Annotated in this window: 24 protein-coding genes; 12 read left to right on the top strand and 12 right to left on the bottom strand. The window is 67.9% G+C overall.

All coding sequences use genetic code 11. The features are described 5' to 3' along the window. The first annotated feature begins 151 nt into the window (after nucleotides 1–151). Nucleotides 152–1,246 (top strand): metallophosphoesterase, encoded by a 1,095-nt coding sequence (locus VXC91_RS10425; protein WP_329506823.1) that lies wholly within the window; start codon nucleotides 152–154, stop codon nucleotides 1,244–1,246. Nucleotides 1,247–1,439: 193 nt separating this feature from the next. Beyond that, nucleotides 1,440–2,303 carry an inorganic phosphate transporter gene (locus VXC91_RS10420; protein WP_329506822.1) on the top strand — a complete coding sequence of 288 codons (864 nt, stop codon included), beginning with the start codon at nucleotides 1,440–1,442 and terminating at the stop codon, nucleotides 2,301–2,303. 351 nt (nucleotides 2,304–2,654) lie between these two features. Here the strand turns inward: VXC91_RS10420 and VXC91_RS10415 are convergent, their stop codons facing one another. Further along, the gene (locus VXC91_RS10415) at nucleotides 2,655–3,284 is read right to left on the bottom strand and encodes a pyridoxamine 5'-phosphate oxidase family protein (protein ID WP_329506821.1); all 630 of its coding nucleotides are present in this window, start codon (nucleotides 3,282–3,284) and stop codon (nucleotides 2,655–2,657) included. A 192-nt stretch (nucleotides 3,285–3,476) separates the two neighbouring features. Beyond that, nucleotides 3,477–5,279, bottom strand: a complete 1,803-nt coding sequence (gene thiC, locus VXC91_RS10410) for a phosphomethylpyrimidine synthase ThiC (protein ID WP_329506820.1) — start codon at nucleotides 5,277–5,279, stop codon at nucleotides 3,477–3,479. Between the two features lie 230 nt (nucleotides 5,280–5,509). On the opposite strand from thiC, the gene VXC91_RS10405 reads away from it, so the two are divergent. Next, nucleotides 5,510–6,952: a YibE/F family protein gene (locus VXC91_RS10405; RefSeq protein ID WP_408057363.1), complete on the top strand. Its 1,443-nt coding sequence runs from the start codon at nucleotides 5,510–5,512 to the stop codon at nucleotides 6,950–6,952. 192 nt (nucleotides 6,953–7,144) lie between these two features. Here the strand turns inward: VXC91_RS10405 and VXC91_RS10400 are convergent, their stop codons facing one another. The 4 genes from VXC91_RS10400 to VXC91_RS10385 all read right to left on the bottom strand — a co-directional run bounded on the left by VXC91_RS10400 (nucleotide 7,145) and on the right by VXC91_RS10385 (nucleotide 9,462). Further along, nucleotides 7,145–7,582, bottom strand: a complete 438-nt coding sequence (locus tag VXC91_RS10400; RefSeq protein WP_329506818.1) for an SsgA family sporulation/cell division regulator — start codon at nucleotides 7,580–7,582, stop codon at nucleotides 7,145–7,147. 100 nt (nucleotides 7,583–7,682) lie between these two features. Next, nucleotides 7,683–8,525 (bottom strand): IclR family transcriptional regulator, encoded by an 843-nt coding sequence (locus tag VXC91_RS10395; protein ID WP_329506817.1) that lies wholly within the window; start codon nucleotides 8,523–8,525, stop codon nucleotides 7,683–7,685. A gap of 242 nt (nucleotides 8,526–8,767) precedes the next feature. Next, nucleotides 8,768–8,980: a DUF5326 family protein gene (locus VXC91_RS10390; protein ID WP_329506815.1), complete on the bottom strand. Its 213-nt coding sequence runs from the start codon at nucleotides 8,978–8,980 to the stop codon at nucleotides 8,768–8,770. 164 nt (nucleotides 8,981–9,144) lie between these two features. Continuing rightward, a complete protein-coding gene (locus tag VXC91_RS10385; RefSeq protein ID WP_329506814.1) occupies nucleotides 9,145–9,462 on the bottom strand; it encodes a cupin domain-containing protein in 318 nt (105 codons plus the stop codon). Between the two features lie 59 nt (nucleotides 9,463–9,521). Between VXC91_RS10385 and VXC91_RS10380 the strand changes: the two genes are divergently transcribed. The 5 genes from VXC91_RS10380 (at nucleotide 9,522) to VXC91_RS10360 (ending at nucleotide 13,351) form a co-directional block, all read left to right on the top strand. Continuing rightward, nucleotides 9,522–9,899 carry a phage holin family protein gene (locus VXC91_RS10380; RefSeq protein ID WP_329506813.1) on the top strand — a complete coding sequence of 126 codons (378 nt, stop codon included), beginning with the start codon at nucleotides 9,522–9,524 and terminating at the stop codon, nucleotides 9,897–9,899. A gap of 9 nt (nucleotides 9,900–9,908) precedes the next feature. Further along, nucleotides 9,909–10,400: a low molecular weight protein-tyrosine-phosphatase gene (locus tag VXC91_RS10375; protein ID WP_329506812.1), complete on the top strand. Its 492-nt coding sequence runs from the start codon at nucleotides 9,909–9,911 to the stop codon at nucleotides 10,398–10,400. Beyond that, a complete protein-coding gene (locus VXC91_RS10370; RefSeq protein ID WP_329506811.1) occupies nucleotides 10,397–11,551 on the top strand; it encodes a cystathionine gamma-lyase in 1,155 nt (384 codons plus the stop codon). The genes VXC91_RS10375 and VXC91_RS10370 overlap by 4 nt, the downstream gene beginning before the upstream one ends. A gap of 258 nt (nucleotides 11,552–11,809) precedes the next feature. After that, nucleotides 11,810–12,715, top strand: a complete 906-nt coding sequence (locus VXC91_RS10365) for a LysR family transcriptional regulator (protein WP_329506809.1) — start codon at nucleotides 11,810–11,812, stop codon at nucleotides 12,713–12,715. Nucleotides 12,716–12,868: 153 nt separating this feature from the next. Next, entirely contained in the window at nucleotides 12,869–13,351 is a 483-nt protein-coding gene (locus VXC91_RS10360; RefSeq protein ID WP_329506807.1) for an NUDIX hydrolase, read from the top strand. Between the two features lie 29 nt (nucleotides 13,352–13,380). Here VXC91_RS10360 and VXC91_RS10355 read toward each other — a convergent pair whose 3' ends face one another. Then, nucleotides 13,381–14,811 carry a globin domain-containing protein gene (locus VXC91_RS10355; protein WP_329506806.1) on the bottom strand — a complete coding sequence of 477 codons (1,431 nt, stop codon included), beginning with the start codon at nucleotides 14,809–14,811 and terminating at the stop codon, nucleotides 13,381–13,383. A 413-nt stretch (nucleotides 14,812–15,224) separates the two neighbouring features. Next, a complete protein-coding gene (locus VXC91_RS10350) occupies nucleotides 15,225–15,857 on the bottom strand; it encodes an HAD family hydrolase (protein WP_329506804.1) in 633 nt (210 codons plus the stop codon). Between the two features lie 229 nt (nucleotides 15,858–16,086). On the opposite strand from VXC91_RS10350, the gene VXC91_RS10345 reads away from it, so the two are divergent. Further along, nucleotides 16,087–16,956, top strand: coding sequence for a GNAT family N-acetyltransferase (locus VXC91_RS10345; RefSeq protein WP_329506802.1), 870 nt, complete (start codon nucleotides 16,087–16,089; stop codon nucleotides 16,954–16,956). A gap of 73 nt (nucleotides 16,957–17,029) precedes the next feature. On the opposite strand, the gene VXC91_RS10340 is transcribed toward VXC91_RS10345, so the two are convergent. After that, nucleotides 17,030–18,238, bottom strand: a complete 1,209-nt coding sequence (locus VXC91_RS10340; protein WP_329506801.1) for an MFS transporter — start codon at nucleotides 18,236–18,238, stop codon at nucleotides 17,030–17,032. A 140-nt stretch (nucleotides 18,239–18,378) separates the two neighbouring features. On the opposite strand from VXC91_RS10340, the gene VXC91_RS10335 reads away from it, so the two are divergent. Together VXC91_RS10335 and VXC91_RS10330 are read left to right on the top strand one after the other, a co-directional pair. After that, nucleotides 18,379–18,837, top strand: a complete 459-nt coding sequence (locus VXC91_RS10335) for a MarR family winged helix-turn-helix transcriptional regulator (RefSeq protein ID WP_329506799.1) — start codon at nucleotides 18,379–18,381, stop codon at nucleotides 18,835–18,837. Between the two features lie 53 nt (nucleotides 18,838–18,890). Beyond that, nucleotides 18,891–19,343, top strand: a complete 453-nt coding sequence (locus VXC91_RS10330) for a GNAT family N-acetyltransferase (protein WP_329506798.1) — start codon at nucleotides 18,891–18,893, stop codon at nucleotides 19,341–19,343. An 82-nt stretch (nucleotides 19,344–19,425) separates the two neighbouring features. On the opposite strand, the gene VXC91_RS10325 is transcribed toward VXC91_RS10330, so the two are convergent. The 3 genes from VXC91_RS10325 to dnaB all read right to left on the bottom strand — a co-directional run bounded on the left by VXC91_RS10325 (nucleotide 19,426) and on the right by dnaB (nucleotide 23,628). Further along, complete coding sequence (locus VXC91_RS10325; RefSeq protein ID WP_329506797.1) at nucleotides 19,426–20,811, bottom strand: serine hydrolase domain-containing protein; 1,386 nt, start codon at nucleotides 20,809–20,811, stop codon at nucleotides 19,426–19,428. 571 nt (nucleotides 20,812–21,382) lie between these two features. Next, on the bottom strand, nucleotides 21,383–21,988 hold the full coding sequence (locus VXC91_RS10320) for a dihydrofolate reductase family protein (protein WP_329506796.1): 606 nt from the start codon (nucleotides 21,986–21,988) through the stop codon (nucleotides 21,383–21,385). Between the two features lie 167 nt (nucleotides 21,989–22,155). Continuing rightward, nucleotides 22,156–23,628, bottom strand: a complete 1,473-nt coding sequence (gene dnaB / locus VXC91_RS10315) for a replicative DNA helicase (RefSeq protein ID WP_329506795.1) — start codon at nucleotides 23,626–23,628, stop codon at nucleotides 22,156–22,158. 460 nt (nucleotides 23,629–24,088) lie between these two features. On the opposite strand from dnaB, the gene VXC91_RS10310 reads away from it, so the two are divergent. Further along, nucleotides 24,089–25,426: an MATE family efflux transporter gene (locus tag VXC91_RS10310; RefSeq protein ID WP_329506794.1), complete on the top strand. Its 1,338-nt coding sequence runs from the start codon at nucleotides 24,089–24,091 to the stop codon at nucleotides 25,424–25,426. Nucleotides 25,427–25,520: the final 94 nt, after the last annotated feature.

Raw genomic sequence — 25,520 nt, 5'->3', positions numbered from 1 at the left:
GCCTCGGTGAACTGGGGCCCTTCCCCGATTCACCACCCCTGGGTCATCACATGGCGCGATCCGCATTCCTATGATGGGCCCACGACACCGCGGGCCGCTGCGACCAGGCAGTCCGAAGCGGTGCAGATGCGGCGCGATGGTGGAGGGGTCGATGACTCAGGGGGCCGGTCAGGGACCCGAGGCAAAGCAGGCGGCGACGTTGCGTGACTTCCGGGTGCCCGCGTACGTCCACGAGACCGGTCCGTACGCGCAGAGCATCCCCCCCGGCCAGGTCGCCCCGCCCGTCACCGCACCGGAGGCGTACCCCCACGAGCACTCCGACGCCTATACGCCCACCGAGCGGGACCTCCCTGTCGTCGACCGCGGCGACACCCTCCAGACGACCGTCGACCCCGCGTCCGTCCCGGCCCAGCAGCACGCCGACGGTCCGGGGCCGCTGTTCGTCGTCGGGGACGTCCACGGTTTTCTCGACCAGCTCATGGCGGCGCTTCAGGAGAAGGGCCTCATCGACTCCGCCGGGCACTGGTCCGCCGGCACGGCGCGGCTGTGGTTCCTGGGGGACTTCACCGATCGCGGACCCGACGGCATCGGCGTCATCGATCTGGTGATGCGGCTGTCCGCGGAGGCCGCCGCGGCCGGCGGCTACTGCAAGGCGCTCATGGGCAACCACGAGCTGCTCCTCCTCGGCGCCAAGCGGTTCGGCGACACACCGGTCACCTCCGGTGCGGGGACGGTCACCTTCCAGGCGGCATGGCTGCTCAACGGCGGCCAGAAGACGGACATGGACCGACTGCAGGATCACCACCTCCAGTGGATGGCCCGTCTGGACGCGGTCGAGGAGGTCGACGGACATCTCCTGGTCCACTCGGACACCACCGCGTACCTCGACTACGGCGACTCCATCGAAGCGGTCAACGACACCATCCACGAGACGCTCACGCGCAACGACGCGGACGAGGTGTGGGACCTGTTCCGGAAGTTCACCAAGCGCTTCTCCTTCCGCGACGAGGGCGGCGCCGACGCCGCACGGTCCCTGCTGGAGACATACGGCGGCAGGCGCGTCGTCCATGGCCACAGCCCCATCCCTTACCTGCTCGGCCAGGTCGGCTCGGAAGAGGGCGAGGACGGCACCGGCCCGGTGGTCGAGGGGCCGCACGTCTACGCGGACGGGCTGGCGATCGCGATGGACGGCGGAGTGACCATGGCCGGCAAGCTGCTCGTCCAGCAACTCCCCCTGGAGCGCTAGGCGTTCACGGGGCACGTGACCCCGGCACAGTACGGTCGTAGGCGGCGCGGCTCAGCGGTGCAATTTCCTGAAACCCCCTGTCACCGTGTGCCGTCGCCGCTCTACCATCGGCTTATCCGTAGCAGGCTCCCCTCCGTTTCTGCCCGACGGCTCGTCAGCATGTCGAGCCCCAAGCCCTACGGAGCATCGGGGGATGCACATGAACAGCGTTCCGCAGCACCTGCTGAGCGAGGACCGCCAGGACTACGAGCGGATCCTCGATGAGGCGCTGCGCTCCGCACCACACCGCCCGGAACTGGCCGCTGTGGGACAGCGGCTCAACCCCGAACAACTGCGCACCATGGCGCTGAACGCCACCGCTCTCATCGCGGCGGCGGCGGCGACCGAGTACCACCACTATGTGAAGGTCCGCGAGGAACTGCGCCGGCCGGCGCCTCCCACCCCGCCCGTCCATGAGAGCGCGACCCGCTCCCTCGAGCAGGAAATGGAGGGCGTGGGGCTTGCCGCCGCGATGGGAGAGGCCGCCACGAGTGCCGGGGCCGGTGCCGTCATCGCGGTGCTCGCCCCCTTCCTCGCCGGTGCCGCCGCGGTGATCTTCCTGCTCGTGGGTTACATCCTCAAGATGGTCAACCCCGACCAGGCGTTCGCCCGGACCCTCCTGACCACCGGGTGGGTCTTCGGCGCGGTGACCGCGGCGACGATCCTGATCGCCGCGATCGGACTTCTGCTCACCGCCCTGCGCAACGGCTCCTCCGACGACGAACCACGCCTGCAAGGCGAGTTGGCCGTGGAGGTGGCCCAGGCCCGGGAAGTCTGGCAGGAGGCCCTGCTGGAGCGCGGCATCCTGCCGTTCCTCCGCGAGGCGCTCGCCGACTCGGACACGGTCGCGACGAGCCGTAAGACACCCGAAACGACACCCAGCCGCATCCCGCACCTCGGCTACGACCGGCCGGGTTTCAGCAGCCCCGACAGCGGCCCCGCGGGACCCCGACCCAGCTTCACCAGCCCGGACTTCACCAGTCCGGACTTCGGGGGGCCGGAGCACCGACCGGAGTGAGGAAGTGCCGGCCGCCCGTGCCGGTGCCACCGGCCGACACCGGCACGAGGGGGTGGGGGCCGGTGCCTTCGGGCCGAGGGCCCTGGTGCGCGGCGTCCAGGGACTCGTGTCGCTCCGATGGGTTGTGGGAGGAGCCGTCGTCGCGCCGAGTTCCGAGAGGCCCGCGCAGGCCACCGGAAAGCACCGCCACCGACGAGCGCCGCCGGGAATCGAACCTGCTCCGGGCGGCGCTCGCTGGATTCCAGGGGTGTCGGACGTGTGTACGACCGCCGTTCATTCATTTCCCATACGCCCTGGGTACGCGCCCCGCACGGTCGTGAGGCCCGCGGTTGCACACGTCTTCGGCCTACTTCAGCCGTACAGGCGCTCCCCGTACCGGGGGCCGTAGTACCGGTCGAGCTCCTCCAGGCTCTCCGGACGGTGCTCAAGAGCCTTGGCGATCCGCGAACGTGACGGGGCCGCGTCCGGGTTCCAGCTCTCCGTCTTCCAGATCCCGGCCCGCAGCAAAGCCTTCGGGCAGTGGTAGAAGACCTCGCCGACCTCGATCAGCAGCGCCAGCTTCGGACGGTTCCCCTTCACCACCATCTGGTCGAAGAACGGAGCGTCCTGAAGGATGCGAGCCCGTCCGTTGATGCGCAGGGTGTCACTGCGGCCCGGTATCAGGTACAGCAGCCCTACCTGCGGATTGCTCAGTATGTTGCGGAACCCGTCGCCGCGCCGGTTCCCCGGCCTGTCGGGTATGGCGATCGTCGTGTCGTCGAGGACCAGCGTGAATCCGGCCGGATCGCCCTTCGGCGACGTGTCGCAACTGCCGTCGGCGGCCGAGGTCGACACCAGGCAGAAGGGCGACGCAGCCAACCACTGTTTGTCGTGCTCGTGGAGACTGGTCCGCACCTTGTCCGCCGCTGCCGGCGTCGGCTCTCCGAGCAGCGCGCCCAACTGCTCGAGCGACGTCACCTCGGCCAGATCCTTGGAGACCACGACCCACCCCCTCCGCTCGGCACGTGATCACCTGGCAGAGGGTAGAGGAGTTTCCTTCGAACGGGCAGTTCCCGCTTGCCGCGGACTCCTTCGATTTCTGCGGCACCCTTCATGACGGGCATGCCTGGTGGGACACGAGGGCCCCCTGCGGCACAGGAGGTTCAGTACCAGCGGATGAACGCGGCAGCGCCCTCAGTCCGCGACCGGCAGGTACACCCGGTTCCCGCCCGCCGCGAACTCCTTCGACTTCTGCAGCATCCCCTCCGTGATCTCGTCTTGTGTGGCGCCTCCGACAGCAGCGTCACCGAATCGCGATGTGATGGTTTTGCTGATCTTCATCGAGCAGAACTTCGGCCCGCACATCGAGCAGAAGTGGGCCGTCTTGGCCGGCTCCGCCGGGAGAGTCTCGTCGTGGAAGGCACGGGCGGTGTCCGGATCGAGGGCCAGGTTGAACTGATCCTCCCAGCGGAACTCGAAGCGCGCGTCGGACAGCGCGTCGTCCCACTCCTGAGCGCCCGGGTGCCCCTTGGCGAGGTCGGCCGCATGGGCGGCGATCTTGTAGGTGATGACACCGGTCTTGACGTCGTCACGGTTGGGCAGCCCCAGATGCTCCTTGGGCGTGACGTAGCAGAGCATGGCCGTGCCCCACCACGCGATCATCGCGGCACCGATACCGGAGGTGATGTGGTCGTACGCCGGCGCGATGTCCGTCGTCAGCGGCCCCAGTGTGTAGAACGGCGCCTCGTCGCAGACCTCCTGTTGCAGGTCGATGTTCTCCTTGATCTTGTGCATCGGGACATGACCTGGGCCCTCGATCATGGTCTGCACATGGAAGCGCCTGGCGATCCGGTTGAGTTCTCCGAGAGTGCGCAGTTCCGCGAACTGCGCCTCGTCGTTGGCGTCGGCGATCGAGCCTGGCCGCAGGCCGTCGCCCAGCGAGTAGGTGACGTCGTACGCCGCGAGGATCTCGCACAGTTCCTCGAAGTTCTCGTACAGGAACGACTCCTTGTGGTGGGCGAGGCACCACGCCGCCATGATCGAGCCGCCTCGCGAGACGATGCCGGTCTTCCGGTTCGCGGTCAGCGGCACATACGGCAGGCGCACACCCGCATGCACCGTCATGTAGTCCACGCCCTGCTCGGCCTGCTCGATGACCGTGTCCTTGTAGATCTCCCAGGTCAGCTCCTCGGCCTTCCCGTCGACCTTCTCGAGAGCCTGGTACAGGGGCACTGTGCCGATCGGCACGGGGGAGTTGCGCAGCACCCACTCGCGCGTGGTGTGGATGTTGCGGCCGGTGGACAGATCCATGACCGTGTCGGCGCCCCAACGGGTCGCCCAGGTCATCTTCTCGACCTCCTCCTCGATGGAGGACGTCACTGCCGAGTTGCCGATGTTGGCGTTCACCTTCACCAGGAACCGCTTGCCGATGATCATCGGCTCGATCTCCGGGTGGTTGACGTTGGCGGGAAGAACCGCGCGACCCGCCGCGATCTCCTCGCGCACGACCTCGGGTGACACATCCTCCCGGATGGCCACGAACTCCATCTCGGGCGTGATCTCGCCGCGCCGCGCGTAGGCGAGCTGCGTGACCGCTTTGCCGTCACGGCCCCGGCGCGGTTGGCGCGGCCGTCCCGGGAATACCGCGTCGAGGTTGCGCAGACCCCCACGCGGCGACGTGTGCTTGATCCCGTCGTCCTCGGGACGGACGGGTCGGCCCGCGTACTCTTCGGTGTCTCCGCGAGCGGCGATCCAGTTCACTCGCAGCGGCGCCAGACCCCTGCGGACGTCCGTCTCCACGAGCGGATCGGTGTACGGGCCGGAGGTGTCGTACAGCGTGACCGACGGCCCGTTGGTGAGGTGCACCTGACGGACCGGCACCCGCAGATCGGGACGCGAGCCCTCGATGAACGCCTTGTGCCAGCCAATGGACTTTCCGGCCTCCGGGGACATGTGCTCCTGGTCGGAGGCAGGCGTGCGCGCATCCTTGTTGGTCATGAGACCTACTCCCTACGCCGGCATTACCCGGTAACAGGTTCAGCGGTCGACGCAGCGGTTTCCGCCCGGCGATGTTCCACGTGAAACATCGCGTCCACGGAGGTCAGCGCCCTCTCAGCCCGGTGCTCCGAGCTCCCGCGTGTGCAAAGGTCCTCTCACGCTAGCGTCTAATTCCGCGGCCTGCACAGTAGGCCTCGCGCCATTTTTGCGATGATCGGTCGGTGACCACGATGCAGCAACCGTCCCCCTATCCGCCCTCGGAGCCACCTCACGGCCGCGGCCCGGGCAACCACGACCATGGTTACGGAGGCAGACACGGGCACGGAGACGGGCACGGAGACGGCTCTGGGCATGGGTCGGGCGACGGCCACGGGTCCGGCGGCGGGCACGGCCACTCCCACAGCCACGGCCCCGCCGCCCCCGTCTCTCGTCACCTGCGCAGAGTCATCGCCGCGATCCTCATCCCCTTCACCGCGGCGGTCGTGGTCGGCCTCGTGGTGCTGTGGCCCGGCGGCGTACCGGACCACAAGCGGACCGGTGTCGGCTTCGACCGGCAGACACAGCAGGCGACCGTCACCACGGTCGTGGCGGTGGACTGCAAGTCCGTGAACGCCTCGGGTGGGACCCCGACCGGCGACACCTCCACCGCCGAGGGTTCCTCGGCGCAGCAGGAGGCGAGCGGCACCTGCAAGAAAGCGACGGTGCGCGTCGACACCGGCAAGGACAAGGGCCGTACCTTCACGGAGATCGTCCAGCCGGACCAGTCACGGCAGTTGCATCAGGGTGAGGAGGTCGTAGTCGCCTACGAGCCCTCCGCTCCCAGGGATCTGCAGTATTCGGTCACCGATGTGAACCGCAAGTTCCCCATGGCTCTGCTCGCCGGCATCTTCGCCGTCGCCGTGGTAATCGTGGGCCGGATGCGCGGCGTCATGGCGCTCATCGCGCTTGCCGTGAGTTTCCTGGTGCTGAGTCTCTTCATCCTGCCGGCGATTCTGCAGGGCTCGAACCCGCTGCTCGTGGCCGTGGTCGGATCGAGCGCCATCATGCTGATCGCCCTCTACATGTGCCACGGTCTCTCGGCCCGCACCTCGGTGGCGGTGCTCGGCACACTCATCTCGCTGTCGCTCATCGGTCTGCTGGGCTCGGAGTTCATCGACTGGGCCGCGCTGACCGGGAACACGGACGACAACACAGGTCTGATCCACGGTCTGTACCCGCACATCGACATGAGCGGTCTGCTGCTCGCCGGCGTCATCATCGGTTCGCTGGGCGTTCTCGATGACGTGACGGTGACACAGACATCGGCGGTCTGGGAGCTCCACGAGGCGAATCCTTCGATGGGCTGGCGCGGCCTGTACCGCGCGGGCATCCGCATCGGACGCGACCACATCGCATCGGTCGTGAACACGCTCGTCCTGGCGTACGCCGGTGCCGCGCTGCCGCTGCTGCTGCTCTTCTCGATCGCGCAGAGCGGTGTGGCGACGGTCGCCAACAGCGAACTGGTCGCCGAGGAGATCGTGCGCACGCTCGTGGGGTCGATCGGACTGGTCGCCTCGGTACCGGTCACCACGGCCCTGGCCGCCCTCATGGTCTCGGCCGACCGCCCGGAGACGACGACGGCTCCGGTCATGGCCCTGGCACGCGGGGGAAGGGGGCGCCGCCACAAGCGATGAGACTTCCTGGCCGTGGAGACGGTGACGCAAAAGTGCTGCGCCTCCCTGCCCGCCGCCGACGCAGCGGTCCGGAACTCGCCCCCATCCCAGGCCCTGACACGTCTGAGGAACCGTTACAGCACCTGAGCCGCCCAAGCCCCACCCCGCCGCACGCATCACCCGCGAGGAACCGTTACAGCGCCGCTGACGGCCTCAGCCAGTGCTCTGCTCCTCCGCCAGGATCCGGTCCAACGCCTCGTCCAGATGGGCGTCGAAATCGGCGAGCGAGCCCTCCTGCCCGAGCGGCACCAGCTTGTCCGTGCGGTCGAGAAACGCCACGAGTGGCGCCGCACCCGATCGGAACAGCGCCCGGTCGGCGCCCACCTGGAGCCGGATCAGTACGTCGCCGAAGGTGTCCGGCTCGGCGGGCGCGATGTGCACGTCCCCGTCACCACAGGGACGTCCCACCCCGTCGACCAGCAGTTCGCGTCCGAACGCCCAGGTCACGGGTGCGTCGCCGGGCAAGTGGAAGGTCAGCCGTACGGCATAGGGATCACAGGTCTCGTAGCACAGCTCCACCGGAATGCGGAACGAGAGCTCCTCCGAGACGAGAAAGCTCATCATGACCTCTGCCTGTACCGACTCGCGCATCGCCTACCCCGTCAGTAGCCGTCGACTGGCCAGGAACGATCCGCCTGACACCTTCAGGAAGTTTGCTGAAAGTACATGGCAGATCACAAGGAGTGAGTTTTCAGATGTTGATAGAGAGAGCAAGTGTCCCTACGAGCCTTCCGACCTCCCTCTGCAACTGATATGCCGCGGACTGCAGCCGGTCGGCCTGGTGGGCGGGCATGGAGATGGCCACCGTGGCGGCCGTCGCACCTGCGGTGATGGGAACCGCGGCACAGACTGTTCCGAGCGCGTATTCCTGGCGCTCGAAGACGGGTTCCATCCGCCCGAGGCGCTCCAGCCGTCGCAGGAAAGTGTGCTCGTCGCGCACCGTGTAGGGGGTGATCGACCGCACAGGATAGCGATCGAGGTGGTCCCGCCGGGCCTCCTCGTCGAGCTGTGACAGCAGGCACCGACCGATCGCGTGGGCGTGCCCGGTCTCGCGGAAGTCGGCCCACTCCGCGACCGCCGGGTGGCTCGGGGAGTCGGCCACGCTCAGGACGTCGATCTCACCCTCGCGATAGACCGCGTAGTACACAGGGACACCGATCGAATCACGCCATTGTGCGAGTGCGTCGTCGACCATGCTGCGACGTTTCTGCTGGGCCGCACCGCTGCTCAGCCGCTCGGCGGCGTCGCCGAGGAAGAACAGGCCCTTCTCCCGGCGCAGAAAGCCTTCGTGAGTCAGGGTGCGCAGCAGGTGGTACGCCGTGGGGAGCGCAAGACCGACCTCGCGGGCCAGCTGTTTGGCGGGTGCCCCGTACTCACGGTCGGCGACCGCTTCGAGCAGCCGCATCGCCCGCTGCACGGATCCGATGAGGGTGGATTGCGGTTGTACGGGCGGAAGGCGCTCTTCCGCCGGTGAGGCGCACCGTTGTACGGGTGGGGCGGGTGAGTCTGCGCGTGCGGTACCAACCGTGGCCAAGGATCACTCCCGGAGCGCGAGGAGGACCTCCCGTGCGGGGACACGGGAGGGGATGCGCCGCGCGCGGGGCCTGCCGCGCGTCGAGCTCCGGACTTTAACGGTCCACCACCCCCCGCCGACGGCCTCACGGGAAAACTTCCCCCAGCCGAGGGAACCTCACATACGTTTTTACCGGCCGCTTGTTCCGGCCCGTCCGCCCGGCCGCGCACCGTTCCGTCGCACGGTCTGTCGGCTCACCACGGTCACCAGTCCCCGCGCGACGTCGAGCTCGACATGAACTTCCGCACGATGTAGATCAGTCCGCCGACCAGCGCGACGAAGACCAGCACCTTGAACAGCAGCCCGATGACGAAGCCGATGACGGTCGCGATCACACCCCCGAAGACGACCAGGGCGATGACCGGCACCGCGATCCACTTCACCCACCACGGCAAACCCGCGAAGATCTCTCGCATCGCCTTGTCCTTGTCTCTTTGCCCGTCGCCCCACGTCCGGTTCGGGGGCTCTGCCTCCGGGTCCCTGTCCTGTCTTCGATGCTAGGGCCGCCAAGGGGCGGAGCGTGCGCCTCCTGTCCCTCGTCCTCCCCTGAGCGTCCCCCTAGGGAACCCTGAAACAGGTCTCAGCTCTCGGGCGGAGAGAACACCACCAGAACCCTCAGGTCCTCGGAGATGTGGTGGAACTTGTGAGCGACGCCGGCGGGCACGTAGACGACACTGCCGCGGGCGACCTGCGTGGTCTCCATGTCCACGGTGATCGAGGCCCGCCCGCTGACGACGAAGTACACCTCGTCCTGCTGGTGCGGCGCCTGCGGGTCCCGATCGCCCGCGTCGAGCGCGTAGAGCCCGACCGACATGTTCCGCTCCCGCAGAAACTGCAGGTAGGCACCCTCGTTGGCCGCGCGCTCCGACTCCAGTTCGACCAGCCGGAATGCCTTCATCGCAGTTGTCCGCCCTTGCTCGGTACTCGTGCTTGATCTCGTCTGCCACGATCAGACACATGAAGAATTTCGTAGTCAAGACGATCGCCAACGCGGGGGCCCTGGCCGTCGCCGTCTGGATCCTCGACAAGATCACCCTCACCGGGGCCGGCACCGGCAAGAAGATAGGCACGCTCATCGTCGTCGCCCTGCTCTTCGGCCTGGTGAACTTCCTGGTCAAACCGATCGTGAAGGTACTGACCTTCCCGCTGTTCATCCTGACGCTCGGCCTGATCACCCTGGTCGTCAACGCCCTGATGCTGCTGCTCACCTCGTGGCTGGCGGGCAAGCTGGATCTGAGCTTCCACGTCGAGGGCTTCTGGACCGCCGTCCTCGGCGGCCTGATCATCTCGATCGTCTCCTGGGCGCTGCACATCGTGCTGCCCGACGAGGACTGAGTGAGCCCTATGACATACCGTGTCTGCTTCGTCTGCACCGGCAACATCTGCCGCTCCCCGATGGCCGAGTCCGTCTTCCGCGCGCGCGTCGAGGAGGCCGGTCTCGACGAACAGGTCGAGGTCGACAGCGCGGGCACGGGCGACTGGCACGAAGGCGACGGTGCCGATCCGCGCACCGTCGCCGTCCTGGAGGGGCACGGCTATGACTGCGATCACATCGCCCGCCAGTTCCAGGCCGCCTGGTTCTCCCGGCTCGATCTCGTGATCGCTCTCGACTCCGGCCACCTCAAGGTCCTGCGGCGTCTCGCGCCCACCGCCGAGGACGCGGCGAAGGTCCGGCTCCTGCGTTCCTACGATCCGGCGGCCGATGACGACCTCGACGTTCCCGACCCTTATTACGGGGGAATGGACGGGTTCGAGGCATGTCTTGAGATGGTGGAGTCGGCGAGCCACGGGCTGCTCGCCGACGTACGAGAGGATCTGGAGGGACGGGCGGCATGAGGCCAGGGGATTTCGACACCTCGGGTACGGGAACCGGCGACGGCACACGCGCCGTCCGGGCGGGACTGCCCGAGCCGGTCAAGCACGAACCGACTCTGCCGGGGCCTGTCTTCGCCGCGCACTTCCACCTGCCCGGCGAGCCGACCGGACCGTACACCTACGGGCGTGACGAGAATCCCACCTGGACGCATCTGGAACGGGCCATCGGCGAGCTGGAGGCGCCCGGCGAGGACGGTGCCGAGACGCTCGCCTTCGCCTCCGGCATGGCCGCGATCTCGGCGGTCCTCTTCTCCCAGCTACGCGCAGGCGACACCGTGGTGCTGCCCGCGGACGGCTACCAGGTGCTTCCCCTGGTGCGCGAGCAGCTGACCGCGTACGGCATCGAGGTGCGCACCGCGCCGACCGGCAACGACGCTCAGCTCGGCGTCCTCGACGGCGCGAAGCTGCTGTGGATCGAGACCCCCTCGAACCCGGGGCTCGACGTCTGCGACCTGCGGAGGATCGTAGAGGCCGCGCACGCGCAGGGCACCCTCGTCGCCGTCGACAACACCCTGGCGACCCCGCTCGGGCAGCGACCGCTCGAGCTGGGCGCCGACTTCTCCGTGGCCAGCGGTACCAAGATGCTCACCGGTCACGGGGACCTGCTTCTCGGGTACGTGGTGTCCCGGGACGCCGGCCTGATGGCCTCGGTGCGGCGCTGGCGCAAGATCGTCGGGGCGATCCCGGGCCCCATGGAGGCCTGGCTCGCGCACCGCTCACTGGCCACGCTCCAGCTGCGCGCCGACCGGCAGACCGCCAACGCGCTCGCGCTCGCCGAGGCGCTGCGCGTCCGCCCCGAGGTGTCCGGGCTGCGGTATCCGGGGCTGCCCGACGACCCGTCACACAAGATCGCCGCGCAGCAGATGCGGCGTTTCGGATGCGTGGTGTCGTTCTCGCTGCCCACACGTGCTCACGCCGATCGCTTTCTGAAGGCCCTGCGCATCGTTGACGACGCCACGAGTTTCGGAGGCGTTCGGTCCACGGCCGAGCGGCGTGGACGGTGGGGCGGTGACGCGGTGCCGGAGGGCTTCATCCGTTTCTCCGCCGGAGCGGAGGATTCGCAAGACCTGGTGGCCGATGTGCTCCGGGCGCTGGACGAGTCGGCGCCGTGACCACATCCTGGTCGACGGCTCTCGCTCCGGCCACGTGCATCCGGAGAGTCGATGCGCCGCCCCAGGGATACCTTTTACGTACAACGGACGGTCCGAGCCTCCCCCCTCGTGGCTCGGACCGTCCCGGTTCTGCGCGCGAAGAACCGTGCGACCAAGGCTAGTTGACTCTGTGTCAGTGTCCAATCACAGTAGCGACAGCGACCTATCGACTTATTTATAGTTGGGCGCCGTCGGGGTGTGAGGAGGAAAGAGGACACGATGGATCTGGCCCTGCTGCGCACCTTCGTGACCGTGCACCGGGCCGGTTCCTTCACCCGCGCCGCAGCGCTGCTCGGCCTCTCGCAACCGGCGGTCACCTCCCAGATCCGCACTCTGGAACGTCAGCTGGGCCGACCCCTCTTCTTACGGCAGGCCCGCGGGGTGACTCCCACGACCATCGGCGACGAACTCGCGCACAAGGCAGCACCCCACCTCGACGCCCTGGTCGAGATCACCGAGACCGGAGTCGACGAGCACTCCTCGCTGCGCACCCTCCATCTCGCGGGACCGCCGGAATTCACCGCCGAGCGTGCCCTTCCCGCCCTCGCGGAGCTGTCCGACGACGGCCAAGGGCTCTCGCTGCGCGCCTCCTTCGGGAACGCCGACGAGACTCTGGAAGGGCTTGCTGCCGGGCATCACGATCTGGCCATCACCACGACCCGTCCGCGTGGCGCCCTGCTCACGGCAACTCCGCTCTGCGACGAGGAGCACGTTCTGGTCGCCGCCCCCCGCTGGGCCACCCGCATCGGCGGCCCCGAAATACTCCGCCGCCAGGGAGCTCATGCCTTGGAGAACCTCCCTGTGGTCGAGGTGCATGAGTCGCTGCCCTTTGTCGCCCGCTACTGGGCCTCCGTCTTCGACTCCCTGCCGGCCGCCTCCGGCACCGTGATCGTCCCCGATCTGCGCGCGGTCCTCGCCTGCGCAGCCACCGGTGCCGGGCTCGCCGTGCTGCCCCGCTATCTCTGTGCAGCCTCGCTGGAACGGGGCGAGGTGGTGGCCCTCCATGATCCGGCGATCCCTCCGCTGCGGACGTACTTCCTCGTGGTCCGCACGGGGACACTGGCCATGCCGCACATCGCTCGGGCACACGAGTGGCTGCTACGGACTGCGGCCGATTGGTCCTGATCCACAGCGAGACAGGGCGGCAGGCACCACGGGCAGGCACGCGGGACGATCGCCGGGATCCGTCACGGGTCGCCACCCCGGGTTCACGCGGGATTCGACTCCGTGTGGAGTGAGCGATGTTTCACGTGGAACAGGTTGGGCCACATTCCACCCATGACCGTTCGCCCCGTGGTCAAACGCACTGCCCGTGCCATCCTGCTCGATGGTGACGACCTGATTCTGATCAAGCGCACGAAGCCCGGCGTCGATCCCTACTGGGTCACACCAGGCGGTGGCGTCGAGCCCTCGGACACGACGGTCATCGACGCGCTCCACCGTGAAGTGCACGAGGAACTCGGCGCCAAGATCACCGATGTGGTGCCCTGCTTCGTCGACACGGTCGAGCACATCGGTGAGGGGGGCGGCGCGACCGGAGTGAAGGTACAGCACTTCTTCGTCTGCCGACTGGAGTCCATGGACGAGCGCCAGCGGCACGGTCCCGAGGTCGAGGAGCCCGCCGGCGAGTACGAGATCGTGCGGGTGCCGTTCACCAGGGTCGGCATCGCATCCGTCCATCTGGTACCGCTGTCCCTTCGGCACTACCTCGACGGCAACATCGAGGGTGTACGGGCGATGCAGGCGCCCGACCTGGGCTGACGCCCCGCACCAAGGCTTGCCGGCCGGGGTCAGGGTCCGGCCGCGACCAGTTCCTCCACCGAGTCGTGGCGGATGCGCTCCGCCGGAATGCCGATATCGCGGAGCACGCCCACACCGCTGCGGATCATTCCGGGAGGGCCCGAGAGATAGGCGTCGTACTCGTTCCAGGGCCCGTACTCGCGTATGACGTCCGGCAGCTGGAGGTGTGCCTGCTGATCGACGACCGGGCGGACCGACAGCCAGGGGTGGCTCTGCTGCAGTCGCAGCATGGTTTCGATGTCGTACAGGTCGTGGCCGGTACGGGCCCCGTAGAAGACCTCGACCGAGCGTCGCTCGCCGTGCTCGGCGACGTCCTCGACCAGGGCCTTGATGGGCGCGATCCCGGTGCCGCCACCGAGGCAGAGCAACCCGCTGTCCGTGGTGTGGTCGACGGTCATCGTGCCGGCGGGCGGGCCGAGGCGGATGGCATCGCCGGGGCGGGCCCGGTGGACCAGCGCGTTGGAGACCCAGCCCGCGGGAACCGCCTTCACATGGAACGACAGCAGTCCGTCGGAGCGCGGCGCCGAGGCGAAGGAGTAGTGCCGCCACACCCGCGGCCACCACGGGGTCTCCACACTGGTGTACTGCCCGGCCAGGAAGGGGTACGGCTGGTCGGGGCGCACGGTGATCACCGCGATGTCCGGTGTACGCAGGTCGTGCGAGACGACCTCCGCGTACCACCAGGCCGGGGCCCGCAGCTCGTCCGCGGCCGCCGCGTCGATCATCACTTGGGAGATCGTCGTGTACGCCCGTACCCAGGCGGCCTCGGTCTGCTCGTCCCAGATCGCGGAGGCGTACTTGCTCAGCGCGCCGATGAGGCATTCACCGACGGCCGGGTAGTGCTCGGGTCGCGTGCCGTACTTGCGGTGGCCACGACCAAGGTTCTGCAGATAGGCGACGAGAACCTCGGTGTTGTCCATGTGCTCGGCTGCGGTCAGCAGCGCCCTGAGAAGCCGGTCGCGCTGGGTGTCCATGGCGGCGGGGAACAGCGGCCTCAGGTCGGGGTGGCGCACGAACAGCAGCGCGTAGAAGTACGAAGTGACCTTGTCGGCGATGGGCCCGATCTCGGCCATGGTCCGCCGGATGCGCACGGCGTCGGGTGACGCCTCGGGCTCAGGGGCGGTTCGCAAAGGGGGATCCTGCGGCTTCGAGAAGGCCGCCCCGTGGCCGCGTTCCGGTTCGGTGAGGGGGCGCTCCGTCGGGGCGGTCTCTCTCGACGAAGGGTGTGTTCGCGACTGCTCCGCACCGCCGGCGGACGCCGAACGGCCGACGGATCGCATCGCCGCCAGAGGGCTGCCTTCGGGAGTCTGCTGCGCTCCGCCCGGGGGCGTCTGGGGCTGGTTGCGGGGCGTGAACCAGCCGCCCCCGCCGCTGCCGCCGGATGTGCCGTCGTCGGCCGACGTGGTGGTCGGAGCGTTCATGGTGTGCCTCGCCTCGAACATCTTTCGGTCGGTCTGCGCACTTCACCGGTCGGAGGGCGACTGCCTCACCCCGCCGTGCCTTGGTTCCCCCGTTCAGTCCCTGACGTCCAATGCGGCACAGTCAACCCGGAAGCCCGCTGCGTACGGACAAGTAAAGCAAGAGTGTGATATTGACCGCAGTAGTCTCACCGCAGCATCTCACTCAACCTCGGCTCTCGGCCGTGTAACAGAAAAGCGGGGCTTCGATCTCTCCGTCCCGTTAGGCTGCATCGGCTTGCGTTCGCACCCTGCGGAACGTGCGCACATCCCGCCGGACGCGAACCGGACTCGACCATACCGGCCGCCGTCGCACATACAAGTCCCATCCTGGTCGGCTGTGAAGAGGTGATGGTGCGAACCAGCGATTCCCTCAATTACCGGACGTGCCGAACCAATTCATAGGCATTCCACAGATCCTGCCCGGCATAGGTGTGGGTAGCACGGCCTGCCAGATGCCGGTCCGCATTGACTGCGACAGATACCGGCACCGCCTCGAATAGGTCCTTGTCCGACATCGAGTCGCCGTAGGCGACGCAGTCGGCGAGTCCCACCCCGAACTCCGCGCAGAGTCGGCCGGCGATCCGCACCTTGGCGGCGGAGCTGAGGATTCCCACCGGATCCACCGGTTCCCTGAAGGGCAGTGCAGGGAAGCGCGAGCCGAACGCCGCATGCGCACCCCACTGCGTCAGCCGTTCCACGAAGAACGACGGCGAGAGCGAGATCACGGCACAGTAGTCGCCGATCTCGCGGATCTCCGTCCACACCTCTTGGATGCGGGTCAGCCAAGGGGCGGCCGCGAACGCCGCCGTCACATGCTCCTGCGTCAGTTCCTTCCACAGGGCATACACCTCTGTGGCGTACTCCGGCGGTCCGATGCGCCCGGCCGCGATCGCCCTGTCCAGCGCCACGGTCTCGGCCTCCAGGCCCAGTTGCCGCGATATCTCCACGGGTGCCGACGTTCCATGCAGCAACGTCCCGTCCAGATCGAAGAGATGCAGTCTCGCCATGGTCGAGGAGGCTAGCGTCCACTTACCCACCGTCCCGGGACTTCCCTCGCCCAGGTGTCGCCCGGTCCGGTCATCCACTCGACTACGACCGGGCGTGATCGAATCCTCACCGTTTCACGTGAAACATCTGTCCCTGTCCTGCGCGGTCGGGCACGCCCTGGCCAAAAGGGTGTGGGTTCGACCTCAAACCGGTGGACGCAGGTGGCCCATGTCAGACAGCCTGACCTGCGTGTCGACACCTGCCCTCGCCGCTCTGCCCATCCGCCGTCTGACGCCCCGCGACCTCGTCGCCTGCGCCGACTTGTCCGAGGACCGGGGGTGGCCCCGCGAGGAACACAAGTGGGGACTTCTCCTTGCCGCCGGAAAGGGATACGGCATCGACGACCCGGACGGTGGCCTCGTCTCCGCCTGTGTCGTGACCCAGTACGGGACCGACTACCGACCGGATCTGTGCGGCATCGGCATGGTGCTCGTCGCCGAACGGCATGCGCGCCAGGGCGTGGGTCGCCGACTGATGCGGCATGTCGTGGCGGAGACGGGCACCACCACCCCCCTCACGCTCTACGCAACCCCCTACGGCCGTCCTCTCTACGAGGAACTCGGCTTCAAGGTCAGCGGCAGCGCCGAGATGGTGCGCGGCCACTTCACGCCCGGTGGGCCGGCATCGGCCGTTGCCACCCGTCCGGCCACCGGCGAGGACCTCGCCGCTCTCGTCCGGCTCGACGCAGAGGTGTTCGGTGCCGACCGCACCCATATGATCACCCGGCTGCCCGCTTTCGCCGACCAGTTGCGCGTCGCCGAGGAGGACGGGCGGATCACCGGTTACGCGGCTGCCTGGCCCAACATGAACACCCATGTCGTGGGTCCGCTCATCGCCCGCGACACCGAGACCGCGAAGGCGCTTGTCGCATCTCTCGCCGCCCACACCCACCGTCCACTGCGCACCGACGTCGATGTGCGGCACGAGGGACTGCTGAGCTGGCTGAAGGATCGGGGGCTCGCCTCCGTCGGCTTCAACGCGGTGATGACCTACGGCATCCCGGACCTGCCCGGCGACTGGACGCGGCGCTTCGCTCCGGTGACGGTGGCCGCCGGCTGAGCCGGTCCTCCACGCAAGACGCGTGCCTCGGGTGCCGGAGACACGCGTCTCATCCGTAGGTGGGGAAGCCCGATCAGTGGTGCACCGCGGTGCGCCGCTCGCTGGGGACGGCGCCTGTCACGACCGTGCCGGAGGTCGTCTCCCGGCGCTCCAGGGCTGCGGAGAGGAACGCCAGCAACAGAGCCGACAGGGCGAGGAGTGCGCCGACCCAGTTGGGAGCGGTGTAACCGAGCCCGGCGGCGATCACCATGCCGCCGAGCCAGGCGGACAGCGCGTTGCCGAGGTTGAAGGCGCCGATGTTGGCTGCCGACGCGAGCGTCGGGGCACCGTGCGCGTGGTCCAGGACTCTCTTCTGCAGCGGAGGCACGGTGGCGAACCCGAGAGCACCGACCAGGACGATGGTGAGCGCGGCGAGCACCTTGTTGTGCGCGGTCACGGTGAACAGCGCGAGTACCAGGGCCAGACCGCCCAGCGACACGTACAGCATCGGCATGAGCGCGCGGTCCGCGTACCGGCCGCCGATGAGGTTGCCACCCACCATGCCGAGGCCGAAAAGCACCAGCAGCCAAGTGACCGAGCCGTCGGAGAAGCCGGCGACATGGGTCATCATCGGCGCGATGTACGTGATGGCCGCGAACACACCGCCGAAGCCGAGGACGGTCATCGCCATCGCCAGCAAGACCTGGACGTTCTTGAGGGCGGCCAGCTCGTGGCGCAGGTGCACACCTTCCGGCCGGGGCATGTCGGGCACGAGCTTCGCGACGCCGACCAGCCCGACCACGCCGAGTGCGGCGACGAGGGCGAACGTGACCCGCCAGCCGGCGGACTGTCCGACGAGCGTGCCGAGCGGAACGCCGACGACGTTGGCGATGGTCAGGCCGCTGAACATCATGGAGATGGCGGCGGCCTTCCTCTCCGGGGCGACCAGCTCTGCGGCGACCACCGAGCCGATGCCGAAGAAGGCGCCATGGGCCAGGGATGCCACCACGCGGCCCACTAACATCAGGCCGAAGACCGGGGCCACGGCGGTGATCAGGTTGCCGAGGACGAAGAGGCCCATCAGGAGCATCAACATCCGCTTACGGGTGACCTTGGTACCGAGCGTGGTCATGATCGGGGCGCCGAACATCACGCCCAGGGCATAGCCGGTCACGAGCAGTCCGGCCGTGGGAATGGAGACCTCGAAGTCGTCGGCGACCTCGGGCAGCACACCCATGATCACGAATTCCGTGGTCCCGATCCCGAAGGCCCCGATCGCGAGGGCCAGAAGCGCGAGAGGCATGAGGTAGACCTTCCAAGCGATTGCATGAGCTGTTTATGTGCATCCACATTAATTGCAGACGCGTGATATATGCAATCGCGGGCTATTGCAGCGGTACCCTATCCTGGAGGGTGAGCCGCTCCGGGACGGAGGACAACGCCATGACAGCGACGGACCCCTCGCTCACCGCCCTTGCCCAGGGCTGGTGCGCCCTCTCTCTCCTGCACGGGAGGATCGAGGCCCGTATCGAGCGAGCCCTGCAGGGCGAGCACGGACTGAGCGTCCGGGAGTACTCCCTGCTGGACGTGCTCAGCCGCCAGCACGACGGCGACGGGGGGCATCTGCAGATGAAGCAGGTCGCCGACGCGGTGGTCCTCAGTCAGAGCGCCACGACCCGGCTGGTCACCCGGCTCGAGGACCGTGGTCTGCTCGCGCGCTACCTCTGCCCGACCGACCGCCGGGGCATCTACACCAACGTCACCGAGGCCGGCCTCCGACTCCTCGAAGAGGCCCGTCCCACCAATGACGCCGCCCTGCGTGAGGCGCTGGACGAAGCGACCAAGAATCCCGAGCTGGCGCCGCTGGTCCGCGTTGTCGAGTCGTTGAACGTGCCTGCATAGGGTGAGCCCCACCTCGGCATCCGCGAATCGGCACATCCGCATAGGGTGCGAGCATGGGAGATCTTGAGATACGCCCCGTCGTCACGGGCGACGTTTCCGCGGTCGTCGCCATGTTCGCCGACGACCCGCTCGGCGCCCGGCGTGAGTCACCGGACGATCTGACGCCGTACTTGAGCGCGTTGGAACGGGTGAACAGCGATCCGAACCAGCACCTCGTGGTCGCCGTACGCGACGGACGTATCGTCGGCACCCTCCAGCTTTCGATCATCCCAGGGCTGTCCCGCAGGGGTGCGACCCGTTCGATCATCGAAGCCGTGCGCATCCACGCCGATGAACGTGGCAGTGGTCTTGGTACTCAGCTCCTCGCGTGGGCGATCGACGTATCCCGCCGCCAGAACTGCCAGTTGGTTCAGCTGACCTCCGACGTCAGCCGGACCGACGCCCACCGCTTCTACGAGCGTCTGGGGTTCGAGGCCTCACACGTCGGCTTCAAACTCGCGCTCTGAGTGGGCCTCGGGCCGCCCGGTTCACCCAGCCGGCGTGGCGTTTCACGTGAAACGGAACGCCGGCTGAGCAGCGGCCTCGCCTCTATCCGATCCCCCGCCATCCCTCCGGGTCCACGCCACCCGGCACCGGAGCGCCCTCTTCGTACGGCTGACGCGTGAAGACGAACGAACCGATGTCCAGGTGGCTCACGGTCCCGTCAGGGCGCCGTACGGCCCGCAGAAGCTCTCCTGCGTAGTAGCCCTCCAATCCCGTCCAGGTGCCATCGCCGTTCGCGCGGAACCGAGAACGTCGGCCGCTGCCGGACAACGGCTCCAGCGCGACCAGTCCGTCGCCCGTGACGCGCAGAGCGAAGCCATACGTCCCCCAGTACCACTGCCCCGCACACTCCAGCGTGGACGGATCGATGTCCCGCAGCGGGCGCCAGGGCTCGGGGATCCTCGGTTCGGCCTCGGCGACGATTCCGACGAGATCGGTGCCCACCGCGGACAGTTGCGGGCCGGAGGTGCAGTTGGCCAGGACTACGGCCGCGACGTCGTCCTCCACACCGATGGTGAGACAGGCGAGAAAGCCCGGCAGGGATCCCGTGTGTCCGACGAGAAGCCGTCCGCCCGAGCGCCTGATCTCCATGCCCAGGCAGTAGGCGTACCCGGCCATCACGTCCGCGTCTTCGGGTGGGGCCGCCGGAGTGCGCATCTCCAGAAGCGACTCGGCGCTCAGCACCCGGTCGTCGCCATTGGCCAGGAAGGCCGCGAATCGGCCCAAGTCCCCGGTTGTGGACCACAGTTGCCCGGCCGGGGCCATCCGCCCGAGGTCCTCGGCGGGTTCCGGAAGCATGACATCGGCCCAGGGATGCACCGCCCAGCCACCGGCGTGCGGTGCCTGGGGACGGCCGCTCGTGCGAAGCAGGCCCAGCGGTTCGAGCACTTCGCGCCGAAGCACCTCCTCCCACGAGGCTCCGCGCAGCTTCTCGATCAGTGCCCCCAGCAAGGTGTAGCCGGGGTTCGAGTAGTGGAACCGCCGGCCGGCCGCATGCAGAAACGGCTGCTCGCCCAGCACATCCGCGAGCTCCGGGCGCAGAGATCCAGGCGTACGTTCCCACCACGGCGCGGGCGACTCGGCCGCCAGACCGCTCGCATGCGCGAGCAGTTCGGCGATGGTCGCCTCCCCGGCCCCGGTACCGGGCAGATGCTTCTCCAGCGGGTCCCCCAGGTCCAGGAGGCCCTCGTCCCGCAGCCGCATCACAAGAACCGCGGTGAAGGTCTTGGTGATCGAGCCGATGCGGTATTGCACGTTCTCGTCCGGGGCGTGACCGTCCAGGGAGGTGCGCGAGCCGTGCCACACCGTCCGCCCGCCCCGAACGACCGCGGCCACCAGCGACGGCGCCCGCCCCTCGGCCTGCGCAACGGCGATGCGATGCAACAGAGCCCGGCGTGTGGCGGGGAGCAGGTCCTCTTGAGGTGTCGTCATGGCCACAGTCCACCCCGCCCGGCGTCTCCGCGTCGAGTGCAATATTCCGGCGCCGCCGGGTCACGTTGCACAAGCCGTAGGGTCTCGCGGCTCAAGGCACGTCCCATGCTCGCTGACCACCGATTCCTTCGCCGGCCCGACATCACTCGCACGTCAAGGCTCAGCCCCCACCTGGACGCCACGTAGCCCCTGATCCGCTGGGCGGCGGCGACCGCTGCGACCCGGATCGGCAGCGTCAAAGGCGCCCGGCACCCGGGCGGCCCTGCGCGGCTACGCGGGCCTACCGGGCAACGGCCCGGACGACACGACCGGATACATCTGGGGATGAGCCTTGGCGACGCGTCTACGTCGTCGTGGTGAAGGCCGATGACGGCGTGCGGGACCTGAGACCTGCCAAGTTGTAAGGTCTCGCGGCTGGTGTCGGACACCAGGCCTCGCGACCTGCGGATCTGTCCGCAGTCTCAGGTCATGTCGGACGCTCGACGTCTCAGTTCCATGCCGGAAATCGCCGTCGGCGCGGACCTGCGGCGACGGTGCGCCCCGCTGAACTACTGCTGCGCCGCGGACGACATTAGTAGCTGTCGTAGCTGGGCTTGCCGTTCGGCCGGTAGACGCCGACGACGGTGCCGCCCTTCGTCGTCGAGACGCTGACCGGCTCGAGCGCAGTGGGGATCGCTCCGTCGGCGAACAGCCGCTTGCCGGTGCCGATGATCACCGGGTGGATGGTCAGCCGGTACTCGTCGACGAGGCCGTGCTGCATGAGGGTCTGGGCGAGGTCGCCGCTGCCGACGACGTTGATGTTGCCGCCGTCGGACGCCTTCAGTTTGCGTACGGCATCGACGATGTCGCCCTCCAGCAGCGTGGAGTTCTGCCACTGGACGGATGTCAGGGTCCGAGACGCCACGTACTTGTGCATGCTGTTCATTCGCTCGGTGAACGGATTGTCGGGATCGGCGGTTGGCCAGTACGACGCGAAGATCTCGTACGTCTTGCGGCCGAGCAGCATCGCGTCGGAGTGCTCGTACCAACCGGCGATGGCCGTGCCAACCTCGTCGTCGGCCACCGGCTTCTGCCAGCCGCCGTGCTTGAAGCCGCTCCCCGCGTCCTCGTCCGGACCGCCCGGCGCCTGCATGACGCCGTCGAGCGTCAGGAACGTGCAAACGATGATCTTGCGCATGGTGTGCTCCCTTCGTCGACGGGTAGACCACACAACCGCCGGAAACTCATCGGCGGAACTTCCGTGGCACAGCACTACGCTGTCTCACCGCGATGTCGGATCCGACATCCATCCGACATCGACCGTGAGATTCCGACACGAAATTTGAGACCCTACACAAGTGTCGATCAGGTCTGCGCCATGTCCACGAAACGGGAGTAGTGCCCCTGGAAGGCGACCGTGATCGTCGCCGTCGGACCGTTGCGGTGCTTGCCGACGATGATGTCCGCCTCGCCCGCGCGAGGCGACTCCTTCTCGTAGGCGTCCTCGCGGTGCAACAGGATCACCATGTCGGCGTCCTGCTCGATCGAGCCGGACTCGCGCAGGTCGGACACCATCGGCTTCTTGTCGGTGCGCTGTTCGGGGCCTCGGTTGAGCTGTGAGAGCGCGATCACGGGTAGCTCAAGCTCCTTGGCCAACAGCTTCAGGTTCCGCGACATCTCCGAGACTTCCTGCTGTCGGCTCTCGGACCGCTTGGAGCCGGACTGCATCAGCTGCAGATAGTCGATGACGACCAGCTTGAGGTCGTTGCGCTGCTTCAGGCGCCGGCACTTGGCTCGGATCTCCATCATCGACAGGTTCGGCGAGTCGTCGATGAAGAGAGGGGCGGCCGAGACGTCGGGCATGCGGCGGGCGAGCCGGGTCCAGTCCTCGTCGGTCATCGTGCCGGACCGCATGTGGTGCAGGGCCACCCGCGCCTCGGCGGACAGCAGTCGCATCGCGATCTCGTTCCGGCCCATTTCGAGCGAGAAGATCACGCTCGGCAGGTTGTGCTTGATGGACGCCGTGCGAGCCAAGTCCAGTGCAAGGGTCGACTTACCCATGGCGGGACGGGCCGCGATGATGATCATCTGGCCTGGGTGCAGACCGTTGGTGAGCTGGTCGAGATCGGTGAAGCCGGTCGGTACGCCCGTCATTTCCCCCGAGCGCGAGCCGATCGCCTCGATCTCGTCGAGTGCGCCCTCCATGATCTCGCTGAGCGGCAGGTAATCCTCGGCCGTGCGCTGCTCGGTGACGGCGAAGATCTCGGCCTGGGCGCTGTTGACGATCTCGTCGATGTCACCGTCGGCCGCGTATCCCATCTGGGTGATGCGGGTACCGGCCTCGACCAGGCGGCGCAGGACCGCGCGCTCGTGCACGATCTGCGCGTAGTACTCGGCGTTCGCCGCGGTCGGAACCGTCTGCACCAGGGTGTGCAGATACGAGGCACCGCCGACCTTGGTGATCTCACCCCGTTTGGTCAGCTCGGCGGCGACCGTGATGGGGTCGGCCGGCTCTCCCTTCGCGTACAGGTCGAGGATCGCCTGGTAGATCGTCTCGTGCGCGGGCCGGTAGAAATCATGGCCCTTGAGGACCTCGACGACGTCGGCGATGGCGTCCTTGGACAGGAGCATGCCGCCGAGAACGGACTGCTCGGCGTCCAGGTCCTGCGGCGGGACACGCTCGAAGGAGGAGCCTCCGCCGTCCCATGCCCCATTGTCCTGACCGCGGTCGTGCTGCTCGTCGCGGGCTCGGCCGTCACGGCCCTGGCGGGAGGCGGGGACACGATCGCTCGGAGCGCTGTCGGCCCACGGATCGTCCAAGGGCTCGGAAATGCTCACCGGGCCGCCTCCTCCCGTCCGCCGCGCGGACCTCGCCGTGCACCTCATTTCTAGGGCACGCCACTGACAAAGCGAGAAGCCCGGCTCCGGTTCAAACGCGTCGGTTTTGTGCGTTTTCCGAGGGCAGAGGAGGGAGCGGGCGCCGCACCACGTTAGGCCCGTCGGCACCGTCAGCCAATCTGGTTATCCACAGGCCATGTGGACGAGCGTCCCGATGCTGTGGAGAACTCCTCAAAACCTGTGCACGGTGCGGTGGACAGTCCTGTGAACAAGCCCTCAGGCACTTCATCGAAAAGCTCTTGACCTGCACCTTTCCCGTCCACTGGCTGTGCAGAAGAAAAACTTCCCCCGTAAGAGCAAGATCCTCATGAAGGGGGCACGACACCACATCCCAATTGGATCACCGTAAGGGGCACCATTGCTTTGCGTCTCTTACCTGTGGACGATTAGATTGGTGGCCATGACACAGGCTCCGGCGACACCCCGCGCCATCAGACACCAGCAAGACCGGGAGATCGTCGCACTGGCCGTTCCGGCCTTCGGCGCACTCGTCGCAGAGCCCCTTTTCGTGATGGCCGACAGCGCAATCGTCGGCCATCTCGGCACTGCGCAACTGGCCGGCCTCGGCGTCGCCTCGGCGCTCCTGACCACCGCGGTGAGCATCTTCGTCTTCCTCGCCTACGCCACGACGGCCGCGGTCGCCCGCCGCGTCGGCGCTGGCGATCTCAGGTCGGCCATCCGTCAGGGCATGGACGGCATCTGGCTGGCTCTGCTCCTGGGAGCCGCCGTGATCGCCATCGTCCTGCCCACCGCCCCCGGCATCGTGGAACTCTTCGGCGCCTCGCAGACCGCCGCCCCCTATGCGACGACGTATCTGCGGATCTCGGCCTTGGGCATTCCCGCGATGCTGGTCGTGCTCGCTGCGACCGGTGTCCTGCGCGGGCTGCAGGACACCAGGACACCGCTGTACGTCGCTGTCGCCGGCTTCGTGGCCAACGCCGCCCTGAACGCAGCCCTCGTCTACGGTGCCGGTCTGGGGATCGCCGGTTCCGCCTGGGGCACCGTCGTGGCCCAGTGCGGTATGGCCGCCGTATATCTGCTCGTCGTGGTCCGGGGTGCCCGTCACCATGGCGCCTCGCTGCTACCCGATGCGGCCGGAATACGCGCCTCTGCACAGGCCGGGGTGCCCCTGTTGGTCCGTACGCTCTCTCTGCGGGCCATCCTGATGATCGCCACCGCCGTCGCCGCACGGCTCGGGGACGCCGACATCGCCGCCCACCAGATCATCCTGTCCTTGTGGAGTCTGCTCGCCTTCGCCCTGGATGCGATCGCCATCGCGGGGCAGGCCATCATCGGACGCTATCTCGGGGCGGACGATCCACAGGGGGCCCGTGATGCGTGCCGTCGCATGCTGCAGTGGGGTGTCGCCGCCGGGGTCGGACTGGGCCTGCTCGTCCTCGTGACCCGCCCGCTTTTCCTGCCTCTGTTCACCAGCGATCCGACCGTCCACCAGGCGGCCCTTCCCGCCTTGGTCCTCGTGGCCGTCACGCAGCCCATCTGCGGCGTCGTCTTCGTCCTGGACGGCGTACTGATGGGCGCGGGGGACGGCCGATATCTCGCCTGGGCGATGTTGCTGACCGTGGCGGTCTTCGCACCTGTGGCCCTGCTCGTCCCCGTCCTCGGCGGCGCACTCACGGCGCTGTGGGCGGCGATGACCCTGATGATGACCGTGCGCATGCTCACCTTGTGGCTGCGTTCTCGCTCGGGCTACTGGATCGTGACGGGGGCAACGCGATGAACGGGCCGAAGAGCCCGGGTCTGTGCCGTTTCACGTGAAACAACGCCCCGATTCACGTTGTTTCACGTGAAACGGCGCAGACCTCTGCCGCGGA

It is taken from the genome of Streptomyces chiangmaiensis (genome assembly GCF_036281785.1).
Classification (GTDB): domain Bacteria; phylum Actinomycetota; class Actinomycetes; order Streptomycetales; family Streptomycetaceae; genus Streptomyces; species Streptomyces chiangmaiensis.
Note: the sequence above shows the minus strand (reverse complement) of the source record. Positions and strands in the feature narration are given on the sequence as shown.